Raw genomic sequence first — 24,136 nt, 5'->3', positions numbered from 1 at the left:
ACGGCGCCATCCTCGAGGACACCGGCACCCCGCCGCTCGTGCGCACCGACGCCCTGCCTGTGGTGCCCCCTGCGCCGCGCCGCCGCGGCATCCTCGGCGCGTACCGCGAGCTGTTCCACACCATCGCCGGACTGTGGCGGGTCTCCCGGGCCACCGTCTTCTTCCTGATCTCCTCCGCCGTCTACCGGGACGGACTGGCGGGTGTGTTCACGTTCGGCGGGGTCCTCGCGGCGGGCACCTTCGGCTTCTCCCTGACCGAGGTCATCATGTTCGCGGTCGCGGCGAACCTGATCGCCGCCCTCGGCGCGTTCGTGGGCGGCTCCCTTGACGATGCCCTGGGCCCGCGCACCGTGATCACCGGCTCCCTTGTGGGCGTCATGCTCGCCGGCACCGCACTGCTGTTCTGGACGGGCAAACCAGCCTTTTGGGTCTGCGGGCTGGCCCTGTGCCTGTTCGTGGGACCGGCCCAGGCGGCGTCGCGCACGTACCTGGGGCGGCTGATCCCGCCCGGGCGCGACGGCGAGATCTACGGTCTGTACGCGACCACCGGGCGGGCCGTGAGCTTCATGGCACCCGGGCTCTTCGGACTGTTCGTCAGCGTGCTGGGTGCGCAGATCTGGGGAATCCTCGGGATCCTCGTGGTGGTGGCCGCCGGACTCGTCCTGCTGCTGCTCACCCCGCGCCCGCCGGAGGGCTTCACCACCGCCCAGGTCTGAGCGCGGCGGCGGGCGCGGCTCACTCGATGACGGTCCGGTCGAAGTTCAGGTGGCTGCGCGAGGCCGTGGGCCCGCGCTGGCCCTGGTAGCGGTTGCCGTAGGCGCCGCTGCCGTAGGGGTGCTCCGTGGGCGAGGAGAGCTGGAAGAAGCACAGCTGCCCCACCTTGGAACCGGGCCACAACTTGATGGGCAGCGTGGCCATGTTGGACAGCTCCAGCGTCACGTGGCCCGAGAACCCGGGGTCGATGAATCCGGCGGTCGAGTGCGTCAGCAGGCCGAGGCGCCCCAGGGAGGACTTGCCCTCCAGGCGCGCGGCGACGTCCGCCGGCAGGGCGACCTTCTCGTACGTGGCGCCCAGCACGAACTCCCCCGGGTGCAGCACGAAGGGCTCGTCCGGCGCCACCTCCACCAGCCGCGTGAGCTCGGGCTGCTCCTGGGCCGGGTCGATGTGCGCGTACTTGTGGTTGTCGAACAGCCGGAACCACCGGTCAAGGCGCACGTCAACGCTCGCGGGCTGGACCATGGCGGGATCGTAGGGCTCCAGGCGCACACGCCCGGAGCCCAGCTGACGGCGGATGTCGCGATCGGAGATGAGCACGGCTCCACGGTAGTCGACACCTCGCTGAAGGAACCGTGTGGAACACCGCAGCCCGCAAACGTGTTGTACAGTGGTGGGCGTTCATCCGCGTGCGTCATGCACCGGCGGAACAGTGCGGCTGTAGCTCAATGGTAGAGCGCACGCTTCCCAAGCCTGATACGCGGGTTCGATTCCCGTCAGCCGCTCCGTACACCTCGCACGACGCCCCGGGTCACCGTCACGGTCCCCGGGGTGTTGCATTCCCAGGGTGCCCACAGCCCGCGGGCCTGCCGGACGGGGCGGTCCGAGGACCCCGGCCGGCAGGGGCACCGTCACCCACCGCATGAGGAGCGATCATGCTGCGCACCATGTTCACCGGCAAGATCCACCGCGCCACCGTGACCCAGGCAGACCTGCACTACGTGGGGTCCGTGACCGTGGACCAGGACCTGCTGGACGCCGCCAACATCCTCCCCGGCGAGCTCGTGGCCATCGTGGACATCACCAACGGCGCCCGGCTGGAGACGTACACGATCGCCGGCGAGCGCGGCAGCGGCGTCATCGGCATCAACGGGGCAGCGGCACACCTCGTGCACCCCGGCGACCTCGTGATCCTGATCGCCTACGGCCTCATGGACACCGCCGAGGCCACGTCGTACGAGCCCCGTGTGGTCCACGTGGACGAGCACAACCGGATCGTGGCACTGGGCTCGGACCCCGCGGACGCGGTCGTGGGGAACGTGGTCCGCCCGCCGCACGCGCGCGAGCACCTGCTGGCGCAGGAGGACGCCGCGGTTCCCGGTCCGTGACCCCGCGGGCACGTGCGCGCCTGCCGGGCCGGCGACGTCGTGCCCACCCCACCGCGCCCGCAGGGGCGGATCACCACGAACGACGAGCCGAGGAGACGTGCCCGTGAGCGGAGTGGCCTCCGGGTTCTTCATCGTGTGGGCCGTGATCGGCACGGGCTACGTGATCGGACGCCTGGGGCTGCTCGGTCCGCACGGGCAGCCGGTGCTGTCCAGGCTCGCCTTCTACGTGGCGTCCCCGCCGCTGCTGTTCACCACGGTCGCGAAGGCGGACATCAGCCACATCTTTTCGGCACCGCTCGTGGTCGCCGGGGTCTCCGCGTGGCTGACCATGCTGGCCTACGCGACGGTCTCACGCCTCGTGCTGCACAGGGACGCCTCGGCCGTGGTGATGGGCGCTCAGGCCGCGGGTCAGGTCAACTCCGCGAACCTGGGGATCCCGATCGCCCTGTTCGTGCTGGGCGACGCCTCCCAGGTGGCCCCGGTGATGCTGTTCCAGCTGGCTCTGAACACCCCGCTGTACCTCACGGTCATGGACACCCTCACCGGCGGGGCGCGCCCCACCGTGGGCTCCGTGCTCAAGAGCGTGGCCACGAACCCGCTGATCGTGGGCTCGGGGCTCGGGGTCGCGTCCTCACTCACGGACACCACCCTCCCGGACCTCGTGATGCAGCCCGTGGAGATCGTGGCCGGTGCCGCAGTGCCGGCCATGCTGCTGGCGTTCGGAATCTCCCTGGTGGGCTCGCGCCCACTCTCCGAGCCCGGAACGCGCGCGGACACCCTGCTCGCCTCGGGAGCGAAGGTGCTCGTGCACCCGGCGCTGGCCCTGCTGCTCGCGTGGGCCCTCGGCCTGAGCGGTCCGATGCTGTACTCCGCCGTGATCATGGCGGCGCTGCCCACGGCCCAGAACCTCTATGTGGCCGCGGTGCGCTACGGCCGCGCGACCACGGTGTGCCGTGACACGGTGCTGCTCACCACCGTGGTCTCGATGGTCTCGATGGCGGTCGCCGCAGTATTTCTTTCCTGACGCCAAATTTCCCTGCCGATGCCGAGTCACACGAATTCTGTGACACACACCACCCTTAGACTGTGCAGATGCTGAATCGGTCTGCGCCCCTCGGGTAGCGTCAGGCCCGGTGCGTCAGCTCATGAGCTCGTCAGGAGAGGAAACATCGTGAAGTCCACTCACCACTCGCACAGGGCCGGGAAACCGCGTGCCGTCCGCAGCGTTGCGGCCGTCGCCGCCGTGTCCGCCATGCTGCTCACGGGGTGCGGCAGCGGGGAATCAGGCCCGCCCACGCTCACCTGGTACATCAACCCGGACGACGGCGGCCAGGACGTCCTCGCCCAGCAGTGCTCGGACGCGTCCGGCGGCAAGTACAAGATCCAGACCTCCCTGCTGCCCCGTGACGCCTCGTCGCAGCGCGAGCAGCTGGCACGCCGCCTCGCGGCCGGGGACACGTCCATGGACATCATGAGTCTCGACCCGCCCTTCGTGCCCGAGCTCGCGGAGCCCGGCTTCCTCGCGAAGCCCCCCGAGGACGTGGCAAAGGCCACCACCACGGACACGCTCGAGGGCCCGCTGCAGGGCGCCACGTGGAACGACGAGCTCGTGGCCATCCCGTTCTGGGCCAACACGCAGCTGCTGTGGTACCGCGAGTCCGCGGCCAAGGCGGCGGGTCTGGACATGTCCAAGCCCGTCACGTGGGACCAGCTCATCAAGGCGGCCAAGTCCCAGGACAAGTACCTGGGTGTGCAGGGCGTGCGCGGTGAGGCCATGTCCGTGTGGGTCAACGGCCTCGTGGAGTCGGCCGGCGGCCAGGTGGTCTCGGACGGCCAGGACGGTCAGGACGCCAAGATCACGCTGGACTCCGACGCCGGCAAGAAGGCCGCGGAGATCATCGGGACCATCGGCAAGGAGGGCCTCGGCGGACCCGGCCTGGCCACCCAGGACGAGAACGCCTCCATGATCCAGTTCCAGGGGGACAAGGGCTCGTTCATGGTCAACTGGCCGTTCATCTACTCGGCCACCAAGGCCTCCGTGGACGAGGGCACCCTCGACAAGTCGGTGCTGGACGACATCAAGTGGACCACGTGGCCCCGTGTCGACGCGGACACCGAGGCGCACCCGCCGCTGGGCGGCATCAACCTGGGCGTGGGCGCCACGTCCAAGAACCAGGACCTCGCGTGGGAGGCCGTGCAGTGCATCGTCTCCCCCGAGCACCAGGCCCAGTACTTCGCGACCAACGGCAACCCGCCGTCGTCCACGAAGGCCTTCGACGACCCCGAGGTCAAGAAGGCGTACCCCATGGCCAACACCATCCGCAAGTCCCTCGACGCCGCGAAGCCTCGCGCGCAGACCCCGTACTACAACGAGATCTCCACGGCCATCCAGCAGAACTGGACCCCGCCGGCGGACGTCACCGAGGACACCCCGCGTGAGACCACCGAATTCATCCAGGAAGTCCTGAAGGGAGATGCGTTGCTGTGAGCACCACCGTCAATTCCTCCGCTCCCGCCGCGGCGCCGGAGAAGACCCGCACCAGGCGTCATCTCTCGGACCGCGCCCGCGCTGAGCGCAAGCTGGGCTGGCTGCTCGCTGGACCGGCGTTCGTGATCATGCTCCTGGTCACGCTGTACCCGATCGTCCAGGCCTTGTGGGACTCCCTGTTCTCCTTCCGCCTCACCGCGCCCGGTGACAAGGAGTTCGTGTTCCTGGGCAACTACGCCACGGCACTGTCGGACATCGTGTTCTGGCGGGACCTGGGCGTGACCCTGCTGATCACGGTGGTCACGGTGGTCGTGGAACTCGTCCTGGGCCTCGCCCTCGCGCTCGTGATGCACAGCGCCATCAAGGCCACGCGCGGCCTGCTGCGCACCGCCATCCTGGTGCCCTACGGCATCATCACTGTGGTCTCCGCGTTCGCGTGGTTCTACGCCTTCGACATCACCACCGGCTACGTGAACAACTGGCTCTCGTGGCTGCCCATGATCGGTCCGGACTTCAACTGGTTTGCCTCCGCGGGCCCGTCTCTGTTCGTGATCATGGCCTCGGAGATCTGGAAGACCACCCCGTTCATCTCGCTGCTGCTGCTCTCCGGGCTCGCACAGGTCCCCGGTGAGCTCACCGAGGCCGCCCGTGTGGACGGCGCCTCGGCATGGCAACGCCTGAGCAAGGTGGTCCTGCCGAACATGAAGGCCGCCATCATGGTGGCCGTGGTGTTCCGCGCCCTGGACGCCTTCCGCATCTTCGACAACGTCTTCATCATGACCAAGGGCCAGTACGGCACCGAGACGCTCTCGCTGCTCGCGTACCGCACGTCCATCGGTCGTCTGGAAATCGGCCTTGGTTCGGCCATCTCGGTGATCCTGTTCATCTGCGTGATGCTCATCGCGCTGGTGGCCATAAAGGTCTTCAAGGTGGACCTCACCGGTGGCTCTGGGAAGGGGAAGTAACCGTCATGTTGAGCACCAAGCAGAAAATCGGCTGGACCGTCATCAGCATCGCGGTGCTGGTCTACGCGCTGTTCCCCGTCCTGTCCATCCTGATGACGTCCTTCAAGTCCTCCTCGGACCTGAACTCGGGCAAGTTCATCCCCACGAAGTTCGTCACGAGCAACTACGAGCAGATCTTCGTGGGCGAGGCCAAGGACCTGTTCCTGCCGGCCCTGTGGAACTCGATCGGCATCTCACTGATCTCCACGTTCGTGGCCGTCGTGCTCGCGACACTGTGCGCCTACGCGATCGCACGCCTGGACTTCCCGGGCAAGAAGATCGTGCTGACCACCGCGCTGATGGTCTCGATGTTCCCAGTGGTCTCCATCGTCACGCCGTTGTTCAACCTGTGGCGCCAGGTGGGGCTCTACGACACCTGGCTCGGCCTGATCATCCCCTACCTGTCCCTGACCCTGCCGATCTCCATCTGGACCCTGGCGGCGTTCTTCCAGCAGATCCCCTGGGACCTGGACCGCGCGGCGCAGGTGGACGGCGCCACCACGTGGCAGGCGTTCCGCAAGGTGATCGTGCCGCTCACGCTGCCGGGTGTCTTCACCACGGCGATCATCGCGTTCTTCATCGCGTGGAACGACTTCGTGTACGGCATCGGCCTGACCTCGACCGCCGCGGCGCGTCCCGTCCCGGCGGCACTCGCGTTCTTCACCGGCGCCTCGCAGTTCGAGGCCCCTGCGGGCGCGATTTCCGCGGCGGCGATCATCGTGACCATCCCTGTGGTGCTGCTCGTTCTGGCGTTCCAGCGCCAGATCGTCTCCGGCCTGACCCAGGGCGCGGTCAAGGGCTGAGCCCGCCGCACCATCCACGCTTTTACACAGATAGGACTGAGTAGACATGGCAGCAATCACCATGGAACACCTCGTCAAGAAGTACGACGACGGTTTCCCCGCGGTCAACGACATCTCCATCGACGTCGCCGACGGCGAGTTCCTGATCCTCGTGGGCCCCTCCGGCTGCGGCAAGTCCACGCTCCTGCGCATGGTCGTGGGCCTCGAGGACATCACCTCCGGGGACCTGAGCATCAACGGGGTGCGCGTCAACGACAAGCAGCCGCGTGATCGCAACCTCTCGATGGTGTTCCAGAACTACGCGCTGTACCCGCACCTGTCGGTGTACGAGAACATCGCCTTCCCGCTGCGCCTGTCCAAGGGGCAGTTCAGCGAGGAGGAGATCGACCGCAAGGTGCGCGAGGCGGCGGACACCCTGGACCTCAACGAGCACCTCGAGCGCAAGCCGGCGAACCTCTCCGGCGGTCAGCGCCAGCGCGTGGCCATGGGGCGCGCGATCGTGCGTGACGCGGACGCGTTCCTCTTCGACGAACCCCTGTCCAACCTGGACGCCAAGCTGCGCGGCCAGATGCGCACGGAGATCGCGCAGCTGCAGCGCCGCATGGGCATCACGTCGCTGTACGTGACTCACGACCAGACCGAGGCCATGACCCTCGGTGACCGCGTGGCCGTGCTCAAGCGTGGTCAGCTCCAGCAGATCGCGTCCCCGAGGGAGCTCTACGAACAGCCCGTCAACCTGTTCGTGGCGGGGTTCATCGGCGCTCCGTCCATGAACTTCATCCCGGCGCGCGTGAACGGCTCGGTGTTCCACACCCCGATCGGGGACATCGAGATTCCGGAGCGCGTGCAGGGCAAGCTCACGAACGCCCCCGAGATCGTGCTGCTGGGCCTGCGCCCGGAGCACTTCGAGGACGCGAAGTTCGTGGACGAGACGAAGATCCCCCACGGGACCGTCTTCGACTCCGAGTTCACGCACACCGAGTGGCTGGGCAACCAGCAGTACGGCTACATCCACTACCAGCAGGATGCCGCCGTGCAGCACAAGCTCAACGAGCTGGCTCAAGAGCTGGACGCGGACGAGATGCCCGCCCAGGTGGTCGTCTCCCTGGACGCCTCCTCCCGCATCCGCGGTGGCTCCACGGCAAAGATCTGGTTGGACAGCCGCAAGATGCCCGTGTTCAACCCAGAGACGGGCGAGAACCTCACGCGTGACGCGGAGGCCGGTGCGGAGCTGACCCGCGAGGCCAACGAGGAGCGCAAGAACGAGATCGAGCGTGCCCGCCGGCGTGACAGTGCGCGCGCGGATCAGGCCGGCGCCGCGGGGACCTCCCCCGCCGGTGGGGCCGAGCACGACGGCGGGGCGGGCAGCAGCGCCGCACGCTGATCCCCAGCGCCCCTCGCCGCACGACGACGGCCGGTTCTCCACCACGGGAACCGGCCGTCGTCGTCAGCTCCTGGCGCCTGGCGCGGTCCCGGTCCCGCGGGCGGTCCCGGTCGCCCCTCAGTCCCCGGCCCCTCGGCCAACCCCGGCACCTCCTCTGCTCCCGACTCTGGCCCCTCCCGGGGCCCCGTCTCAGCCGACCGAGCCCGCCGTGCTGGCCAGCGCCCACCAGCCCAGCAGGGCGATCACGGTGAGCAGCGCGAGCGAGGACGCCGCATAGCGCAATCTCGGGTGGCGCACGTGCCACGGGACCAGCCGGCGCCAGTTCTCACTCACCTGCGCGGGGGTGGCCTGCCGGAAGTTCACGTGCTGCGCACCGCTGGCCCGGGCGAGCTCGTCGAGGGTCCGGGCGTCCCAGACGGTACCGTCGAGCCCGAGGGCGCGGCGCCCGGAGGCCGTGACGAACCACAGGTACGGCCTGCCCCGGGAACGGCCCGAACCGGAACGGGGCGCCAGCAGCTTCTCGACGGTGACCACCTGCGTGATCCGTTCCCGGGCCACGGCGTGGAACCCGACCCACCGTGAGACGAGCACGAACCCGGGTGTCAGCACCGCGAGCGCCGGGCGCAGGTTCACGTAGGCGCCCACGAGACCGGCGAGGGCGGTCAAGGCGAGCACGCCGGTCACGGGCCCGGCCGGCCGCCGGTAGAAGATTGCCCCGACCGCCAGCACCACCAGGAGCAGGGGCGCGGCGGAGGCCGCGAGCCGCCGCCCGTAGGAACCGAGCCGGGGGTGGAACACGTGCTCGGGCACGCCGTACTTCTGGGGCACCTGCCGGACGGTCTCTGCCATGTTGTGCGCTCGCGCTCCTCGGGTCTCTGGTCACGGCCGCTGTCGGTCGCGGGGTGCCTGGTGCCCCCGGACGCATCGGGAGTTCGGTCCCCAGGGTGCGGGCCTCGTGAACCGTTGCCTGCGCAGCTCCGTGCGTGAAGCACGATCCCTGGTCCTGCTCCCGGCCGGGCTCGCCCCAGCCTACTGGCCGTTCCAGGGGCCGCGCCGGAGCCGGACCCCGCGAGCGTGACGCCGCGCGGCGAACCGGGTGACACGGCGCAGGCGGGGCGCGCATGAACTACCGTGAGGAGCCATGGAACGCAGTGATCGCATCATCAGGGCCCTGGGTGCCTGGTTCTTCCTGATCGTGCTGGCCGTGGCCGCCGCCGCGGTGGCCATTGCGCTCGTGAACAAGTACCAGTACGGCCCTGAGACCGAGGTCCGGGAGTACTTCCAGGCGCTGCAGGACGGGGACGGCGCCAAGGCCCTGGGTCTGCTCAACGCCGAGGTTCCGGACTCCAACGCCGCGCTGCTGGACGGGGATCCGCTCGCGGAGGCGGGCAAGCACCTGCAGGATGTGGCGGTCTCCACGGTCGACTCGGACGGGGACACCACCACGGTCCGAGCAGACTACCTCCTGGACGGGAAGCAGGCGTCCTCGGAGTTCAGGCTGCACCCGGCGGAGACTCAGTGGGGGTTCTTCACAGTGTGGGACTTCGACCCCACCACGCTGCCCACCATGTCCGTGTCCATGCCCGGCTCCACCGCGGTGGACATCAACGGGGTGTCCGTGGCGCTGCGGGACTCCTCGCGCGAGTTCGCCGTCTTCTACCCCGGCGTCTACACGGGGTCCTACACCTCCCCCATGGTCACCGCCCAGCCGCAGGAGGTAGCCGTGAGCGACTCGTCCAAGGATACGACGATGAAGCTCACCGCCGTCCCGTCGGAGCAGCTCCAGCAGCAGGTGGAGCAGCAGGTCCACGAGCATCTCGACGCATGCGCGGCCAAGGACAGCCTCTACCCCGAGGACTGCCCGTTCAGCTACGAGTTCGACGGACGGATCCAGGACAAGGTCAGCTGGAGCATCAAGGACTACCCGCGCTCCACGGTCGAGCTGGGCGGCGCGCACGCGGACCAGTGGTCCCTGCCGGACAGCAGGGGGACCGCGCACATCGAGTTCACCGCGGTGAACCTCTACGACGGCACCACGTCCAAGGTCTCGGCGGACGTCCCCTTCACCTTCTCGGCGAGCCTGAAGGTCACGCAGGACAAGGCCACGGTCACGCCCCGCTGACGCACCCCACCGCTGCGGCTCGCAGGCGGCCACGGACGACGACGCCGCACGCGCGCTCCCCCGCGCCCGTCACGCGCCGTCGTCGTCCAACCAGCCCGGCCCGCTCAGCCCGGCCTACTCAGTCCAGCCCGCGCAGCTCCAGCGTGAGGGAGGAGTCCGCGGCGGGGTCCACGGTGAAGGGGATCCCCCAGTCCTGCTGGTAGAGGTGGCAGGCCGCGTGCTCGGGGATCTCGCCGTCCGGGGAGCCATCGCACGCCGCGGCCCGGGCGGTGATGTGCAGGACGCCCTCCGTGACGCCGTCGGCGAGCCGCAGGGTGCGGGTGAGTCCCCGGGCGGTGCCGTCCCCCGCAACGAGCGCGTCCTCCGGGGAGGAGGAGACCTTCAGCTGCGTGGGGTCCCCCCACCGGGTGTCGAGCTTCTGCCCGCTCGGGGCCGCGAAGCGGACGGTGAGCTCAAGCTCACCGGGGGCCACGGGGGTGCGCTTGCGCTGCATCTGCGCCGCGCCCTCGTCCACGGTCTGCGCCTGCTTGGGGACGGCCACCCGCACCACGCGGTGGGCGTTGGTCTCGACCACCACGAGGACGGGCTCGTCCTGGCTCGTGTCCAGGAGCACGTCCGAGGGCTCGGCGAGTCCCCGAGTGAGGGTGGAGACCTCGCCCGTGGCGGGGTCGAAGCGGCGCACAGCACCGTTGTAGGTGTCGGCCACGGCCACGGAGCCGTCCGGCAGCACCGTGACGCCCAGGCAGTGCTGCAGCCGGGCCTGCTCCGCGGGGCCGTCGCGGAAGCCGAAGTCGAACAGGCCCAGGCCCACGGCGGAGTCCACCGCAGCCACGGCGCCGTCGTCGGTGAAGCGCACGCGGCGCAGCGCGGAGGACTCGGAGTCCGCGACCCACACGGAGCCGTCCTCAGCCTGCGCCAGGCCGGAGGGCTGGGCGAACCAGGAACCGTCCGCCGCGCCGTCGCGCAGACCCTCGTCCCCGGTACCGGCCAGCACGGCGAGCGCACCGGTGCGCGGGTCGAAGGAGAAGAGCTGGTGGGTGCCGGCCATTGCGATCACGAGCGCGTCCGCGGTCTGCGACCACACGACGTCCCAGGGGGAGGACAGCGCCACGGACAGGGGGTCCCCCTCCGTGATCGCGTTCGGGTCCACGCCGCGGGCGCGCGCGTCGTCGAGCAGTCGCTGGACGCCGTTGCCGGCGATGGTGCGCACCGACCCCGAGCCGAGGTCCACCCCGCGCAGCCGGTGGTTCACGGTGTCCGCGACCACGAGGTCGTAGCCGAGCTGCGAGCGCAGCTGCTGCGGAAGCACCGCGATGCCCTGGGGCTCGTTGAACCGGGCCGCGTCCCGCGGTCCGTCCGCCCAGCCCCGGGTGCCGGAGCCGATGGTGCCGCGCACGGTGGCGAGGTCCGCCTCGAGCTGCACCAGACGGTGGTGGCCGGTGTCGCTCACCATGAACGAGCCGTCCGGCAGGGCCACGACCTTGCCCGGGAAGCGCAGATCGCCCTCGGGGCGCGGGCGGGGCACGTACGGCCCGTCGCCGCGGTGCAGCGTGCCCTTGGCCTCGTGCTCGGCCACCAGCTCTGCCACGAGCGACTCCAGCCCCTGGACGTGCCCCTCGCCGGAGAGGTGCGCCACGATGTAGCCCTCCGGGTCCAGCACCACCAGGGTGGGCCACGCACGCGCGGTGTAGGCGTCCCACGTCTTCAGACCGGGGTCGTCCAGCACGGGGTGGGTGATCTCGTAGCGGTCCACGGCGGCGGCGAGCGCGTCCGGGTCCGCCTCGTGCTCGAACTTGGGCGAGTGCACGCCCACCGTCACGAGCACGTCCGAGTACTGCTCCTCGAGGGGACGCAGCTCGTCGAGCACGTGGAGGCAGTTGATGCAGCAGAAGGACCAGAAGTCCAGGACCACGATCTTCCCCCGCAGGGCGTTCAGGTCCAGCTGCTCACCACCGGTGTTCAGCCAGGCCCGGCCCTCGAGCTCGGAGGCGCGGACGGGGGTGGTCATGCGTGCGGCTGTCACGTCGGATGGATCCTTCCGGGACGGGGAGAGTTGTCTACCGGGGACAACGTTATCCGCGCGGCCCTGCTTCCCGGGCCCCGCGTGACGCCCCGCGCACGGCGGTCTCCCCGCACTGTGGTCTCCCTGCGCGGTGGCGCCGGGCGGGGAGGCCGCGGGCACGGCGTCGTCGTGCTGGCCTGCGCGGCGCCGTCGCGCTGTTCTTCACGCGACGACGACGCCGCCCGGCTCAGCGGCCGCGCTCGTCCCGTTCGGCGAGCTCGGCCATCATCTGGTTGTAGGCGCGCAGCTCGGCGTCGTCCGTGCGGTCCGCCTGCCGGTCCACGCGGCGGTTCTCCTTGGAGCCCTCCATGGCCCACATCACGGCCACGATGACCGCGAGCAGGAACGTGGGGAACTCCCCGATGCCCCACATGAGCATGCCTCCGAGCTCCTGGTCGTCCAGGGCGCTGGGCCCCCAGGGGCGGCCCATGTTCCCGAACCAGGACGCCTGCAGCACCGTGGTCAGGCTCATGATGCTGATGCCGATGAACGCGTGGGCGGCCATGGTGGCGAGCAGCAGCAGCAGGCGCATCGGGTAGGTGGGACGCCGCGGGATGGGGTCGATGCCGATCAGCACGAGCGCGAACATGTACCCGGTGAACAGGAAGTGCACCATCATGAACTCGTGGCCCACGTGGTAGCGCAGCGTGAAGCGGAACAGGTCCGTGAAGTAGAACAGCACGATCGAGAACGCGAAGTTCGCCGCCGCGAAGATCGGGTGGGTGACCACCTTGCCCCAGGTGGAGTGCACGAGCCGCAGGATCCACTCGCGGGGTCCGCGGGTGCCGTCCCGGCGCGGCTCCAGCGCCTTGAGGATCACGGTGACCGGCGCACCGCAGACCAGGAAGAGCGGCACGACCATCGTGAGGCTCATGTGCTCCACCATGTGGGCGGAGAACAGCACGCGGGCGTAGACGGCCACGCCGCCGCTCGTCGCGTACAGCAGAGCGGCGAGACCCACGAACCAGGACGCCGTGCGCAGGACCGACCACGTGTCCCCGCGGCGCCACACCTTGACCGCGGCCCACAGGTAGACCACGGCCATGAAGACCACCACGGCCACCCAGAACCAGTCCAGTCGCCAGGTGGTGAACCAGCTCGCGGGGGTGGGTTCCGGGGGCAGCTCGTACCACGTGAGGATGCGCGCGGGCGAGGCGTCCGGCTGCAGCTCCTCGGGCACGGGCGGGGCGGTGCGCCCCAGCGCGGTGGCGATGCCCATGAGCAGACCCATGAGCACCACCTCCACCACGATGACGCGCCACAGCGTGGCCGTGCGCGAACGGGAGCCGTCCACCACGCCCGGAATCAGCCACTGCCGGTGGGCGAAGCCCGCCAGCCCCAGCAGCAGGGTGAGCACGAGCTTGGTCAGCGCGAGCACACCGTACGAGGAGCCCAGCTGCTCCCACGAGCCGATGCGCACCGCCGCGTTGACGATGCCGGAGAGCAGCACCAGCGCGTAGCAGCCCAGTGCCACCGCGGAGTAGCGCCGCAGCACCACCGCGAGCAGCGGCTCGGTGTGGGTGGCACCGCCCCGGCGGCTGACCACCGAGGACTCCCGGGAGAGCAGGGGACCCACCCAGACCAGCACGAGGATCCCGCCCACCCACAGGCACACGCCCAGCAGGTGCAGGCCCAGGGAGTTGACCGCGCCCATGTGGTCCGCGCCGCCGGAGGCGTGGCCGTTGAGGGCCATGGCCACGAGCGCCACGAAGGACAGCGCGAGCGTGCAGAACAGGCCCAGCAGCGCCCGCACGCCGAAGACCAGGGTGGTCACCACCGCAGCGACCATCACGATGACCGCCTGCGACTGCCCCGTGGAGATCCCGGTGACGTAGTGCAGCAGCTGCTGCGTGTAGTTCTCGCCGCCGCCGATCGAGGATCCGGAGACGTCCGAGTAGGTGAAGATCAGCACCGCCACGGCGGCCACCGTCCACACCACGGACGCCGCCTCCACGAGTTGCAGGACCGAGCGGAATGCCGGGTGCTCCGGCTCCCCCGCCTGATCCCGGCTGCTGCGCGGTGGGCGCCTGCGGGAGCGGTCCGCGAAGCGCGGCACCACCCCGATGGCGAAGAGCAGCCCACCCATGACCACGGTCATCGCGATGTTGTGGACCACCTTGACCGTGGGCAGACCCCAGCGCACGAGCGTGCCGGGGTCTGCGACCTGCCGGGGAGCCGCAGCCCCGCCGAAGACCAGTGCGGCGCTCATCCCGACCATCGCCGCTACGAGGACCACCGTGATGGTCCAGGGGCTCACGCTCACACCCGCCCCGGACGACGACACCGCCCCACCGGGGGTGCCGCCCGCGCGACGTCCGTCGCGCCGGTCCTTGCTCGTGGTTCGTGCCCTGCTCATGCTCGTGCCCCTCCGGCCCGTTGCTCGTCCGATGTCTGTTGCCCCGCTGCTTCCGGTCCCGGGGGCGCCGTCGGCTCCGCCGTGGTCGCGGCGTGCGTCACGTGAACAGCACGTCCCCGATGAAACCACCCGACTCGCACCCGGGCGGGATGGCGAACACGGCCGAGCCGATGGGAACGGTCCACGTGTTCAGCATGTCCAGCTCGTCCAGCCGCTTCTGGATGGGGACGAACTGCTTCAGCGGATCCGCCTGGTAGGAGGCGAAGATCAGCCCCGTGGCAGAGACTCCCCCGCTGACGTCCCCTGAGCCGCTGCGCCCGGAGGCGTCTTGCACCGCAAGGTCGTAGTTGTACACCCTGCGGAAGATCTTCTCGTCCGGGTTCGGGCTGCGCGAGCGCCGCACATGGCTGTAGGAGGAGATCACAGGGAAGCCCAGGGGCCCCTTCGCGTCGAGGTCCGGTTCGTCGTGCTCCTTCTGCCCGGTGAGGGGGGCGCCGTCCGTGAGCCTGCGCCCCACCGCGTCCTCCCGCGCCGGGGTGTCGGCCTCGTCCCACGTGTCCAGGTTCATGTGGATCCGCCGTAGCACCAGCGAGGTGCCGTTCTCGATCCAGGGCGTGAAACCGTCCCGGCCGTAGACCACCTGCTCGTGGTCCTCCTCCCCCGGGTAGGGGTTGGAGGTGCCGTCCACCTGGCCGAAGAGGTTGCGCATGCTCTGCCCGTCCGGGGTGGCGCCCACCGTGTTGCGGAAACCGTCCTGCACCCACCGCACGCTCGCGAACGAGCGGACGTCCTTGAGCAGCACGCGCTGGGCGTGGGCCATGGTCAGGCGGTCGTCGCAGCACAGCTGCAGCAGCAGGTCCCCCTGGTTCCAGGCGTCCTGCAGCCTGTCCACCCCGAAGGCGGGCAGGGGCCGCAGCCACTCCGGGGCGCGGGAGCGGTCGACCAGCGAGACCGCGCGCGGGCCGAAACCCACGGTCACGGTGAGGCGTGACGGGTTCTCCGCGAGCCACGGCTCCTGGTCGTTGACGGGCGCCTGCCCCTGCGTGAGCGCCGAGGCGTCGTCCGTGAGCACGCGCAGCAGCCGTCGCATCGACTCGCGGGTGGCCGCGGCGTCGAGGTCCAGGGCCACGAACGCGCAGAACGCCTGCGGCAGCGTAGCCACTCCCGCCTGCCGGGCACCGTGGAACGGCTCGACGCGCTGCCCGGGGCGGGTCTCGTCCCGCGCAGCCGCAGACCAGGGAGCCTGCCCACCCACGGCGGCCGCGGAGACGGCGCCGATGCCGGTCGCACCGGCGCCGGCGACCGCGCCCGTGAGCAGCGACCGCCGGCTCCAGCCCGAGGGCTTCACTGGCACCCGATCAGCCGGCATGGCATTCCGGGAGCGCGGAGGAGGACGGCGAGCTCATGTCCATGCCCGCGTGCGAGGAGCCGGAGCCCTCCGTGCTGCCACCGGACGAGTGTTCGTGGCCGGAGTGCTCCGCGTACTCGGAGCTCCCTGCGGACGCCTCCGGGCTCGCTGAGGACATGTCCATGGCCTCGTGGGAATTCGAGGAGCCGCTCGCGTCCTCGCCCGGTGCGTACTCCTCCTTGGCACCCGAGTAGTCGCGCACCGGGACCGTGACCGTCTTGGTCCCGGCGTCCGAGTGCAGCTGCAGGGTGAGGTCTGCCCCCGCCTTCAGCGAGCAGGTGAGGTCCATGAGCATGATGTGGTTCCCACCAGGTTCCAGGGCGGTGCTCTTGCCCGCGGGAATCGTGAAGCCGCCATCCTTCTGGCGCATGGTGGTGGAACCGCTCGTGCTGTCTGTGACCGTCTCGTGCAGCTGGACGGAACCGGCCGTTCCGTCCGCGCTGGCCCCGGTGACGGTCACGTCCTTGTCCGAGGTGTTGGTGAGCGTGCCGAAGGCGGCGGTCATTCCCGAGTCCGCGGCCTTCGCCCAGCCGTTGTCGAGCGTCAGCGGCGCGTCCGAGGCGCTCTGGGAGGCGGACGGGGACGACTCCGCGCCGCCGCCGGAGGCCGAGCAGCCGGTCAGTGTCGCGAGACCGATCCCGAGTGCCGCCACCGCAGCGAACGCGCGGTGGGCGAGCGGCGGGGTGGCTCCCGCGCGACGCCCGGCTGTGGAGGTGGTTGTCGTGTTGTTGTCCAGGTTCATGGTGTTCCTCGTGGAAGTTGGGGTCCGGTTCGGACGCGGCACAACGGCGGTGCGAGCGACCCGTCGGGGCCTGCCGTGCGGCGTCGGCCAACCGGGCCGGCGTGGGCCGGGCGGGCGGCGGACGCGGGGTGCGCGGTGCGCGCGTGCCCGGCGGTGTGCGAACCGGGGAGGGGTGGATGGTGGCCGGAGCCGCGGCACGGCCGCGCTCCAGGATCAGCTGAGCTCCGGGATCAGCCGAGCGCCGGAGCAGCGCGGCCGGCGGATCAGCGCTGCCGGGGGCGGGTGGCGAAGGCCAGCACCACCAGCAGCAGCACCAGGGCCACGACGCCCCCGATGACCGGCAGCACCCAACCCGGCACGCCCGTGCCGCTCACAGGCTGCTGTGAGTCGTCGGACCCCCCCGCCTGCCCGGACGCCGAGGCCACTGGGGCGGGGGACGCCGTGGAACCGGCGCCCTCGCCAACGTCGTACGTGAAGGTTCCCTCGATCGGGTGGCCGTCCCGGGAGACGACCCGCCACGTGACGGTGTAGGTCTCGTCCCCGTCCCCGCCCTCGCGCAGCGGCTGCGAGACCTTCGTCTTCTGCACGGCCAGCGTGCCGCGGGTGATGTCCGTCCCGTGCGAGTCCGTGACCCGGACCTCGCTGCCGATGTCCTGGATGTCGCCGGAGAACGTCAGCTCCAGCGTGGCCGGGGCCTTCTCGATGCTCGAGCCCGCCGCGGGGTTCGTGCTCACGAGCTCGTCGTGGGCGCTCGCCGGAGCGGCCGTGGCCAGCACGAGGAAGATCGCCACGAGGCCTGCGAGGAGCACGGGCACGACGGCGCGGGGCCCCCCGGGCGCGGCGGCGGCACCTGCCGCCGCCTGCGAGCTGACAGGGACGGGCGTGGAAGCCCCGTCGACGCCCGTCACCGGTGTGGTGCGGGCTGCTCGGGTGCGACGGGCATGGGCGGTGTGGACCGGGGGTGTGTGGCGGGAGTTCATGTGTTCCATGGGATGTGTCTCTCCTGCGCCGGGAGGCGCGAGTGTGCCGCGCGGGGCGGCTGGGCTGCAATTGGATGCTCCGGATGGCATCGACGCTGCACGACGGGCTGCGCCGGACGCCTACGCGGCGGCCGGCGGCCCGCGGTACCCGCACAGGCTGGAGAGCAGCAACTGGTCCGACAGGGCCCGAGGGGAGCTCCAGGATGTCCGCCGGGGAACCGGCGGGAGCACGGGCCGCGGGAGCAGGTTGAGCAGCCGCAGCACCCGCAGCGAGCAGGCGGCGAGCAGGCGCACGACAGCCACCTCGCCGTGGCGCAGCAGCGCGTAGGTCGCGAGCGCGGCGAGCACGTGCGCCGCGAGCATGGCACCGCTGTGGTGGGTGACCGGTGGCACGGAGGTGAGCAGCTGCTGCGGCTCCTCCAGTGCGGCCGTGCCGTGGTGGTGCGTGCGCGTCGCCGCGTGCACCATGGCCCCGGACTGGGCGAAGAGCAGGTGCAGCAGCAGCTGGCTGACAGCCACGCTGGCCGCCACGCCCGCGCGGGACAGCGCCCGCCCGGAGAGCAGCATGCACACCGGGGCCGCGAGACACGTGGACAGGGCGATCACCAGCGGTGGGGGCCAGGTTCCATCCAGGGCGGCGTGGGAGCCCGCGGCCAGCGTGGTGCCCAGCAGCGCCGCGCTCCAGCCGCGGGCAAGTCGGCGTGCGCGAGGGGACACCGAACACCTCCGGGACTGGCTGCGGGACAGGACAGGGACTCCCATTATGCGCCACTCCAGGCGCGCGGTACGAACCTTCCCGGGGTGTGGCGCGGTCCGTGCCGTACCGGAAATGTGCCGCGTCATGGGGCACGCAAAGGGACCGTCCGCGCGGATGCGCGAACGGTCCCTTGAACAGTCACGGGTACGGGACCCGTGCCAGCCTGTCTCACTTGGAGGAGACGGCAGCCTTCAGCTTGGAGCCGGCGGTGAGCTTCACACCGTGGCCGGCGGGAATCTGGATAGCCTCGCCGGTCTGCGGGTTGCGGCCCTGGCGAGCGGCACGGTCCGTGCGCTCGACGGAGAGCCACCCCGGGATCGTGATCTTCTCGCCCTTGGAGACGGAGCTCTCGAAGACCTCGAAGAGGGAATCCAGCACGCCGTTGACGGCGGCCTGGGTGTTGCCGGACTTCTCGGCAACCTCGGCGACGAGTTCACTGCGGTTCATAGCCATGTGCTTGTCCTCCTGGACTGGGTTGGCGATCTCTCGGAAGGGACTACCGAGGGGCGGGAGGCCCCTCACGGTGAGAAATTACCAGCTTGACTTGTAGATGCCGGGCAGTTCGCCGCGGTGAGCCATGTCGCGGAAGCGCACACGGGAGATCCCGAAGCGCTGGAAGGTGCCGCGGGGACGGCCGTCGATCTGGTCGCGGTTGCGCACACGGATCGGGGAGGCGTCGCGGGGCAGCTTCTGCAGGCCCAGACGGGCCTCTTCACGGGCCTCGGGGGACGCGTTCTCGTCCACGAGGGTCTTCTTCAGCTCTGCGCGCTTGGCGGCGTAGCGCTCAACGATGACCTTGCGCTGCTCGTTCTTGGCGATTTTGGACTTCTTGGCCATGGATTCAGCGCTCCTCGCGGAAATCGACGTGCTTGCGGACCACCGGGTCGTACTTCTTCATGACGAGGCGGTCGGGGTTGTTACGGCGGTTCTTGCGGGTGACGTAGGTGAACCCGGTGCCGGCCGTGGACTTGAGCTTGATGATGGGACGTACATCCTTGTCCTTAGCCATCTCAGATCTTCTCCCCACGTGCGATGAGTTCGTTGACCACGGCGTCGATGCCGCGGGCATCGATGACCTTGATGCCCTTCGCGCTCAGGTTGAGCGTGACGTTGCGACGCAGCGAGGGCACCCAGTAACGCTTCTTCTGGATGTTCGGGTTCCACCGGCGCTTCGTGCGGCGGTGCGAGTGCGAGATGCTGTGGCCAAAGCCCGGCTGGGCCCCGGTCACCTGGCAGTGCGCTGCCATAGTGTTCTCCTCCAATGTCCAATGTCGACGAAATGACGGCACGCATGGCGGCCGCCGGGCGGTGTTCCGCCAGCGGCCGTGGCCACGAGTGGTCCGTCACCTCAAGAAAATGCCACCGTTCGCGCGCCGGGCGTGATGTGCTCTTACCCCGCGGCAGTACCGGTCAGGGCACTCGCTACGACGAAGACGGTGAAGATCTAGGCGCCGGTAGATGGACTCCACCACACGACAGCCTTAGATTCTAGGCTTCTACAGACTCTCTCGCAAATTTGAAACGGAAACAGTGCGATTGAGCGCCCCTCGATTCTAGCCGGTGCGCCGCGATGCGCCAATTCGCGGGCCTCGCAGCGGAGTCTGGCACAGAATCCGCCCCCCGGGGGGGCTCACCCTCGGGTGGCCCGGGGCGCAGAGACGAGTGTGGGGTGGCGACCCGTCCATGACCCGGCTCACCACCCCGACACACCTTCTTCGGCCCATCTCCTCACCCAGGAGATTAGGGAAGACTTATCTTACCTAATTCATCCAGGGGGGCAACCCTCCCTGCCACCCGCCCTTGCATCAGGACTCCGGGGTGGCAGCACGGAACGGGTCCGCGATGTCGCGGTGCTCGGGCTGCTTGGGGGCCCGAGAGGTGACCTTGGGGTCCCTCCGGTGCGTGCCGAGAGCCTCGTTGACCACGTCCACGAGCTTGTTCACGCGCTCCATCCGTGGCAGGTTCTCGAGCATCACGGGCCGGCCGTCCGAGTCCGCGAGCGGCACCCGCCAGTTCGGGTACTCGTCGCTCGTACCGGGCTGGTTCTGGATCCGCTTCTCCCCCACGGCGTCCACCAGGGAGACGTTGAGCAGCAGCGAGGGGGCATCGCACAGGTAGCGGTAGAGCGCCTCGATCTTCTCCTCCTGCCCGGACTCCTCACCGTGCGGGAGGTAGCCAGCGTCCGCCACCGCGGTGAAGAACGTCTCGAGCTGGCGCCGGGCGTCCTCCCGCTCCTCCTCCGGGGAGCGGGCGAGCAGGCCCAGCTTTTCGCGCAGCTCCAGCTGCACTCCCTCGAGGTAGCCGGCCGTGGGCGGCAGGTCGTGGGTGTTGACCGAGGCCATGCACAGCTCCCGGTAGCGGGAGGGGTCCAGGGGCATGTCCCCGTCCATCTCGAACCACAGGATGGATGTCCCCAGCACACCCTTGCCTTCCAGGTACTCGCGCACACTGTCCTCGACGGTGCCCAGGTCCTCGCCCACCACGATCACGCCGGCGAGCTCGGCCTCGAGAGCCAGCACCCCCACCATGGCCTCGTGGTCGTAGTAGACGTATGTGCCGTCCGAGGCCTTGTTGCCGTCCGGGATCCACCACAGCCGGAACAGTCCGGCAACGTGGTCGATCCTCACTCCGCCGGAGTGGCGGAAGATGCTGCCCATCATCTGCCGCCACGGCCGGTAGCCGGCCTCCGCGAGCTTCTGCGGGTCCCACGGCGGCTGGCTCCAGTCCTGGCCGAGCTGGTTGTACATGTCCGCGGGGGCACCCACGCTCACACCCTGGGCCATGACGTCCTGCAGGGCCCAGGCGTCCGCGCCGTGCTTGTGGACGCCCACGGCGAGGTCGTGCACCACGCCGATGTCCATGCCCGCCCGGTGGGCGGCGCGCTGGGCGGCCTCCAGCTGGTCGTCGAGCAGCCACTGCAGCCAGACGTGGAAGTTGATGCGGTGGCGCAACCGGGAGCGCGCCTCCCGGGCGTACGGAGACTCGGGCGAGGCGGCGTCGCCCTCCCACAGGGGGCTGTCCTCCCCCAGCTCCTCGCGCAGCGCACACCACAGGGCGAAGTCCTGCAGCGGCTGCCCGCCCTGGGCCACGAAGGCCTCGAGCTGCTGCTGACGGTGGGGGGAGCGACGCACCGTGTAGAGCAGCTCGAGCGTCTTGAGCTTGGCGGCAAACGCGGAGTCGCGGTCGATCGTGGAGGGGTCCAGGACCGCCTTGCGCTCGATGGCCGCGAGCCGGTCCACGACCTCCCGGTCCGCCGGGCGCAGGTACGGGAACTCGGCCACGTCCGCCACGCGCAGGTAGAGGGGGTTGAAGAAGCGGCGGCTCGAGGGCAGGTACGGAGAGGGCTCCACGGGCGGGACGGGCTCGGCGGCGTGCAGCGGGTTGATCAGCACGTAGTCGGCGCCCTGGACGCCGCTCACGGCTGCCAGGGACGCGAGGTCCGAGAGGTCCCCCACGCCCCAGGAGCGCGAGGAGACCACGGAGTACAGCTGGGCCATGTAGCCCCAGTGTCGGCTTCGGCGCAGCCGGTCCGTGGTGCTGAGGCGCTGCGGGGTCACGGCGACGTCGATCTCCGCGGACTCGCCCGAGCCAGTGGTGGCCTCCAGCCGGTACCAGCCCAGCGGCAGCCCCCCCGGCAGCGCGTGGGCCACCCGCTGCCGGCTCGTCCCGTCGACGCGGCGCATCTCGGGAGCCGTCCCCTGCGCGGGCCGCAGTTCCCAGACCTCGTCCGGATCGTCCTCGTGCCACAGCCGCACGCGCACGGTGTCCCCGTCGTCGAACGTCACCGGGACCGAGGCCGCGGCACCCGCCTCGGTTACGAGGACGGGCGGCAAGAGGGTGCGCCACGGCGCGGTCTCGCGCTCGGCCAGGCTGCGCCGCGCGGCGTCGTCGTCCGTGACGTCCGCTCCGAGCGCCGTGAGCACGCTGCGCAGCGTCTTCTCCGGGACGCTCACCGTCTCCCCGTCAAAGCCCTCATACTGCGTGGCCACCCGGTACTGCGTGGCCAGGCGCTGCATTGTGGTTTCCCCTGAATGTCCTGCGTTCTCCGGCATGGTCCCACTCTAGTCAGCGGGCCCTGGTCAGCGGGCGGGTGCCCCTCTGCGACAACCCCGGGGACGACGCCGCCGCCCGCACCGTCCGCGGGCCGCGCCACCTCCGCGTGGTTGACTGGGTGCATGGAACCCAGCCTCCCCGCCCCGGACCCGCAGTGGCGACCCCGCGCCGTCGTCTTCGACTGCGACGGGGTGCTCATGGACACCGAACGAGCCTGGTCGGACGTGCAGCAGCAGGTGGCCAAGCGTTTCGGCGTGCCGCTCGACGAGCGCACGGGAACGGACCTGATGGGCCTGGCGGCGAGGGATGTGGCACGGCACATCGCACGCGAGGCGGAGGCCGCGGCGAAGACCGGCGGCGGGAGCGCTCCGTCCGTCGACGAGGTGCTCCAGGATCTGCTGCGCACCGAGCAGGACGTGGTCAGCCAGGTGCTGAAACCGCTGCCCGGCGCGGTGGAGACGGTGCGGGCCGTCGCCGGACACGTGCCGGTGGCCGTGGCGAGCAACTCGACCCGCGCGATCCTCGACCGCAAGATGGCCGCCATCGGTCTGGACGACGTCCTGCAGACCTGGGTCAGCGCGAACGACGTGGCCGAGGGAAAGCCCGCCCCGGACATATACGAGGAGGCCGTCCGTCGGCTCGGCGTGGCACCGGAGCAGGCCCTCGCCGTGGAGGACTCCCCCGCCGGGAGCTCCGCCGCAGAGGCCGCCGGGATGGTCGTACTGGGCGCGCCCCACGGCCACGACGAGCCGCTGCGCTCCCACTACCTCGTGGACTCCCTCGCCGACCCTGCGCTCACGCAACTGCTGCGGGGATGGGGCCTGGAGGGCTGAACCCGCTGCGGGCCGCGGGTCTCAGCTGTTCCAGAGGCCGTAGGTCTCAGCCAGCTCGGAGACCTTCCTGGCGCGGGCGAGCCGCGGCAGGTAGGAGCCGTCTGCCCCGGCGTGGCCGGAGTTCGCCTGCTCGATCATCTCCCGTGCCCAGCGGATCTCCTGGTCGCTCGGAGCCAGGGCGTGGTTGATGCCGTCCGCCTGGGCGGGATCCAGGCACAGCTTTCCGGTCATGCCCATGGACTGGGTGACCTTGCACGCGGCGGCGAGCTCCTCGCCATACATGCCGTTGCTCGGCCCGTCGACCGGGCCGGGCAACTCGCCCACGCGGGACGCGGTGACGAGCGTGGAGCGTGCGAAGGCCAGCGCCATGGGGTCCCCGGAGGCGCCGGTGTCCTTGCGGAAGTCACCCACGCCGAAGGCCAGGCGGAAGACGCCCGGGGCGCGGGCGATGTCGTACGCGTTCATCAGACCCACCGCGGACTCGATGAGCGCGACCACGGGAGTACCCGCGCGGCTCATCATCGCCGTCTTGGTGATGTGGTCAGGGTGCTCGGTCTTGGCAAGCACGATCCCCCGCAGGTTGCCTACCTCGCTCAGTGCCGCAAGGTCCTTCTCCCAGTGCGGGGTGCTGATGTCGTTGATCCGCACCCACGCGCTGACGCCGTCCTGCATGGCCCGCACCATCTCCGTTCGCGCGCGATCCTTGTCCTCCTCCGGCACGGCGTCCTCGATGTCGAGCACCACCGAGTCCGCCTCCGAGGCCAGCGCCGGGGCGAAGAGGGCGGGATCCGCCGCGGACGTGAGCAGCCACGACCGGGACAGCCGTGCGGGAAGTGCTGCGGCGCGCTCATTGCGGTACGGGACCATGAATCTCCTCGGGAGTCGTCGGACGGTGTCCGGGGGACGGGCGGGCCCTGGACCGCTCCTCGCCAAGAGAGAGTACGCAGGAGGACCGGATCCGGGGCGGAAGCCACATAAACCCTATTACCCGGGCACCGAGTGCGTCCCGGGCACGGCGCACAAAAGCACCCGGGGCGCACTT

At 70.3% G+C, this 24,136-nt stretch carries 23 protein-coding genes and 1 tRNA gene; 10 read left to right on the top strand and 14 right to left on the bottom strand.

The annotated features are described in order from the left end of the window. Nucleotides 1-716, top strand: a 716-nt coding sequence (locus B3G12_RS09575; protein ID WP_290500086.1) for an MFS transporter, incomplete at its 5' end; no start/stop codon positions are given. Between the two features lie 19 nt (nucleotides 717-735). On the opposite strand, the gene dcd is transcribed toward B3G12_RS09575, so the two are convergent. After that, nucleotides 736-1,314: a dCTP deaminase gene (dcd, locus tag B3G12_RS09570; protein WP_290500084.1), complete on the bottom strand. Its 579-nt coding sequence runs from the start codon at nucleotides 1,312-1,314 to the stop codon at nucleotides 736-738. 114 nt (nucleotides 1,315-1,428) lie between these two features. Here dcd and B3G12_RS09565 point away from each other — a divergent pair. The 7 genes from B3G12_RS09565 to B3G12_RS09535 all read left to right on the top strand — a co-directional run bounded on the left by B3G12_RS09565 (nucleotide 1,429) and on the right by B3G12_RS09535 (nucleotide 7,781). Then, nucleotides 1,429-1,499, top strand: a tRNA-Gly gene (locus B3G12_RS09565). A gap of 150 nt (nucleotides 1,500-1,649) precedes the next feature. Continuing rightward, complete coding sequence (gene panD, locus B3G12_RS09560) at nucleotides 1,650-2,102, top strand: aspartate 1-decarboxylase (RefSeq protein WP_290500082.1); 453 nt, start codon at nucleotides 1,650-1,652, stop codon at nucleotides 2,100-2,102. Between the two features lie 103 nt (nucleotides 2,103-2,205). Then, nucleotides 2,206-3,126, top strand: coding sequence for an AEC family transporter (locus tag B3G12_RS09555; RefSeq protein ID WP_290500080.1), 921 nt, complete (start codon nucleotides 2,206-2,208; stop codon nucleotides 3,124-3,126). Nucleotides 3,127-3,273: 147 nt separating this feature from the next. Further along, nucleotides 3,274-4,590 (top strand): extracellular solute-binding protein, encoded by a 1,317-nt coding sequence (locus tag B3G12_RS09550; RefSeq protein ID WP_290500078.1) that lies wholly within the window; start codon nucleotides 3,274-3,276, stop codon nucleotides 4,588-4,590. Further along, the gene (locus B3G12_RS09545; RefSeq protein WP_144941033.1) at nucleotides 4,587-5,555 is read left to right on the top strand and encodes a carbohydrate ABC transporter permease; all 969 of its coding nucleotides are present in this window, start codon (nucleotides 4,587-4,589) and stop codon (nucleotides 5,553-5,555) included. The genes B3G12_RS09550 and B3G12_RS09545 overlap by 4 nt, the downstream gene beginning before the upstream one ends. Nucleotides 5,556-5,560: 5 nt before the next feature. Then, a complete protein-coding gene (locus B3G12_RS09540) occupies nucleotides 5,561-6,397 on the top strand; it encodes a carbohydrate ABC transporter permease (RefSeq protein ID WP_145010142.1) in 837 nt (278 codons plus the stop codon). Nucleotides 6,398-6,443: 46 nt separating this feature from the next. After that, nucleotides 6,444-7,781, top strand: coding sequence for an ABC transporter ATP-binding protein (locus B3G12_RS09535; RefSeq protein WP_290500074.1), 1,338 nt, complete (start codon nucleotides 6,444-6,446; stop codon nucleotides 7,779-7,781). A 189-nt stretch (nucleotides 7,782-7,970) separates the two neighbouring features. On the opposite strand, the gene B3G12_RS09530 is transcribed toward B3G12_RS09535, so the two are convergent. Further along, entirely contained in the window at nucleotides 7,971-8,630 is a 660-nt protein-coding gene (locus B3G12_RS09530) for a hypothetical protein (RefSeq protein WP_144941037.1), read from the bottom strand. A gap of 292 nt (nucleotides 8,631-8,922) precedes the next feature. Here B3G12_RS09530 and B3G12_RS09525 point away from each other — a divergent pair, with 292 nt between their 5' ends. Next, nucleotides 8,923-9,903, top strand: coding sequence for a hypothetical protein (locus B3G12_RS09525; RefSeq protein ID WP_290500072.1), 981 nt, complete (start codon nucleotides 8,923-8,925; stop codon nucleotides 9,901-9,903). 118 nt (nucleotides 9,904-10,021) lie between these two features. Here the strand turns inward: B3G12_RS09525 and B3G12_RS09520 are convergent, their stop codons facing one another. The 11 genes from B3G12_RS09520 to malQ all read right to left on the bottom strand — a co-directional run bounded on the left by B3G12_RS09520 (nucleotide 10,022) and on the right by malQ (nucleotide 22,260). Continuing rightward, a complete protein-coding gene (locus B3G12_RS09520; RefSeq protein WP_290500093.1) occupies nucleotides 10,022-11,911 on the bottom strand; it encodes an NHL domain-containing thioredoxin family protein in 1,890 nt (629 codons plus the stop codon). A gap of 241 nt (nucleotides 11,912-12,152) precedes the next feature. Next, complete coding sequence (locus B3G12_RS09515) at nucleotides 12,153-14,321, bottom strand: cytochrome c oxidase assembly protein (protein ID WP_290500070.1); 2,169 nt, start codon at nucleotides 14,319-14,321, stop codon at nucleotides 12,153-12,155. Nucleotides 14,322-14,418: 97 nt separating this feature from the next. Continuing rightward, a complete protein-coding gene (locus tag B3G12_RS09510; RefSeq protein WP_290500068.1) occupies nucleotides 14,419-15,690 on the bottom strand; it encodes a Dyp-type peroxidase in 1,272 nt (423 codons plus the stop codon). After that, nucleotides 15,680-16,471, bottom strand: coding sequence for a copper chaperone PCu(A)C (locus tag B3G12_RS09505; protein ID WP_290500065.1), 792 nt, complete (start codon nucleotides 16,469-16,471; stop codon nucleotides 15,680-15,682). Before B3G12_RS09505 ends, B3G12_RS09510 begins: the two co-directional genes overlap by 11 nt. A gap of 263 nt (nucleotides 16,472-16,734) precedes the next feature. Next, entirely contained in the window at nucleotides 16,735-17,460 is a 726-nt protein-coding gene (locus B3G12_RS09500; protein ID WP_290500064.1) for a copper resistance CopC family protein, read from the bottom strand. A 111-nt stretch (nucleotides 17,461-17,571) separates the two neighbouring features. Continuing rightward, on the bottom strand, nucleotides 17,572-18,168 hold the full coding sequence (locus B3G12_RS09495; RefSeq protein ID WP_144941047.1) for a hypothetical protein: 597 nt from the start codon (nucleotides 18,166-18,168) through the stop codon (nucleotides 17,572-17,574). Between the two features lie 208 nt (nucleotides 18,169-18,376). Continuing rightward, the gene (locus B3G12_RS09490) at nucleotides 18,377-18,661 is read right to left on the bottom strand and encodes an HU family DNA-binding protein (RefSeq protein WP_055082754.1); all 285 of its coding nucleotides are present in this window, start codon (nucleotides 18,659-18,661) and stop codon (nucleotides 18,377-18,379) included. 78 nt (nucleotides 18,662-18,739) lie between these two features. Beyond that, nucleotides 18,740-19,045 (bottom strand): 30S ribosomal protein S14, encoded by a 306-nt coding sequence (gene rpsN, locus B3G12_RS09485; RefSeq protein WP_012397436.1) that lies wholly within the window; start codon nucleotides 19,043-19,045, stop codon nucleotides 18,740-18,742. 4 nt (nucleotides 19,046-19,049) lie between these two features. Beyond that, entirely contained in the window at nucleotides 19,050-19,217 is a 168-nt protein-coding gene (rpmG, locus tag B3G12_RS09480) for a 50S ribosomal protein L33 (RefSeq protein ID WP_012397435.1), read from the bottom strand. A gap of 1 nt (nucleotide 19,218) precedes the next feature. Next, nucleotides 19,219-19,455, bottom strand: coding sequence for a 50S ribosomal protein L28 (gene rpmB, locus B3G12_RS09475; RefSeq protein WP_012397434.1), 237 nt, complete (start codon nucleotides 19,453-19,455; stop codon nucleotides 19,219-19,221). A gap of 558 nt (nucleotides 19,456-20,013) precedes the next feature. Further along, nucleotides 20,014-22,260, bottom strand: coding sequence for a 4-alpha-glucanotransferase (malQ, locus tag B3G12_RS09470; RefSeq protein ID WP_144941049.1), 2,247 nt, complete (start codon nucleotides 22,258-22,260; stop codon nucleotides 20,014-20,016). A 123-nt stretch (nucleotides 22,261-22,383) separates the two neighbouring features. Here malQ and B3G12_RS09465 point away from each other — a divergent pair, with 123 nt between their 5' ends. Beyond that, nucleotides 22,384-23,094: an HAD family hydrolase gene (locus B3G12_RS09465; RefSeq protein ID WP_145010160.1), complete on the top strand. Its 711-nt coding sequence runs from the start codon at nucleotides 22,384-22,386 to the stop codon at nucleotides 23,092-23,094. Nucleotides 23,095-23,115: 21 nt separating this feature from the next. Here the strand turns inward: B3G12_RS09465 and B3G12_RS09460 are convergent, their stop codons facing one another. Continuing rightward, nucleotides 23,116-23,961: an HpcH/HpaI aldolase/citrate lyase family protein gene (locus tag B3G12_RS09460; RefSeq protein WP_055082748.1), complete on the bottom strand. Its 846-nt coding sequence runs from the start codon at nucleotides 23,959-23,961 to the stop codon at nucleotides 23,116-23,118. Nucleotides 23,962-24,136 lie beyond the last annotated feature (175 nt).

The organism is Kocuria sp. UBA5001, from assembly GCF_002398425.1.
Taxonomy (GTDB): domain Bacteria; phylum Actinomycetota; class Actinomycetes; order Actinomycetales; family Micrococcaceae; genus Kocuria; species Kocuria salsicia.
This window is presented reverse-complemented; position numbering and strand designations above follow the sequence as displayed.

Excerpts from the sequence above, each read along its gene's own strand:
- B3G12_RS09515 (WP_290500070.1), bottom strand. The coding sequence starts at position 14,321 with ATGAGCAGGGCACGAACCACGAGCAAGGACCGGCGCGACGGACGTCGC.
- rpmB (WP_012397434.1), bottom strand. The coding sequence starts at position 19,455 with ATGGCAGCGCACTGCCAGGTGACCGGGGCCCAGCCGGGCTTTGGCCAC.
- rpsN (WP_012397436.1), bottom strand. The coding sequence starts at position 19,045 with ATGGCCAAGAAGTCCAAAATCGCCAAGAACGAGCAGCGCAAGGTCATC.
- rpmG (WP_012397435.1), bottom strand. The coding sequence starts at position 19,217 with ATGGCTAAGGACAAGGATGTACGTCCCATCATCAAGCTCAAGTCCACG.
- B3G12_RS09500 (WP_290500064.1), bottom strand. The coding sequence starts at position 17,460 with ATGGAACACATGAACTCCCGCCACACACCCCCGGTCCACACCGCCCAT.
- B3G12_RS09530 (WP_144941037.1), bottom strand. The coding sequence starts at position 8,630 with ATGGCAGAGACCGTCCGGCAGGTGCCCCAGAAGTACGGCGTGCCCGAG.
- B3G12_RS09460 (WP_055082748.1), bottom strand. The coding sequence starts at position 23,961 with ATGGTCCCGTACCGCAATGAGCGCGCCGCAGCACTTCCCGCACGGCTG.
- B3G12_RS09465 (WP_145010160.1), top strand. The coding sequence starts at position 22,384 with ATGGAACCCAGCCTCCCCGCCCCGGACCCGCAGTGGCGACCCCGCGCC.
- B3G12_RS09535 (WP_290500074.1), top strand. The coding sequence starts at position 6,444 with ATGGCAGCAATCACCATGGAACACCTCGTCAAGAAGTACGACGACGGT.
- B3G12_RS09505 (WP_290500065.1), bottom strand. The coding sequence starts at position 16,471 with ATGAACCTGGACAACAACACGACAACCACCTCCACAGCCGGGCGTCGC.
- B3G12_RS09490 (WP_055082754.1), bottom strand. The coding sequence starts at position 18,661 with ATGGCTATGAACCGCAGTGAACTCGTCGCCGAGGTTGCCGAGAAGTCC.
- B3G12_RS09525 (WP_290500072.1), top strand. The coding sequence starts at position 8,923 with ATGGAACGCAGTGATCGCATCATCAGGGCCCTGGGTGCCTGGTTCTTC.
- malQ (WP_144941049.1), bottom strand. The coding sequence starts at position 22,260 with ATGCCGGAGAACGCAGGACATTCAGGGGAAACCACAATGCAGCGCCTG.
- B3G12_RS09540 (WP_145010142.1), top strand. The coding sequence starts at position 5,561 with ATGTTGAGCACCAAGCAGAAAATCGGCTGGACCGTCATCAGCATCGCG.
- panD (WP_290500082.1), top strand. The coding sequence starts at position 1,650 with ATGCTGCGCACCATGTTCACCGGCAAGATCCACCGCGCCACCGTGACC.
- B3G12_RS09520 (WP_290500093.1), bottom strand. The coding sequence starts at position 11,911 with ATGACCACCCCCGTCCGCGCCTCCGAGCTCGAGGGCCGGGCCTGGCTG.
- B3G12_RS09510 (WP_290500068.1), bottom strand. The coding sequence starts at position 15,690 with ATGCCGGCTGATCGGGTGCCAGTGAAGCCCTCGGGCTGGAGCCGGCGG.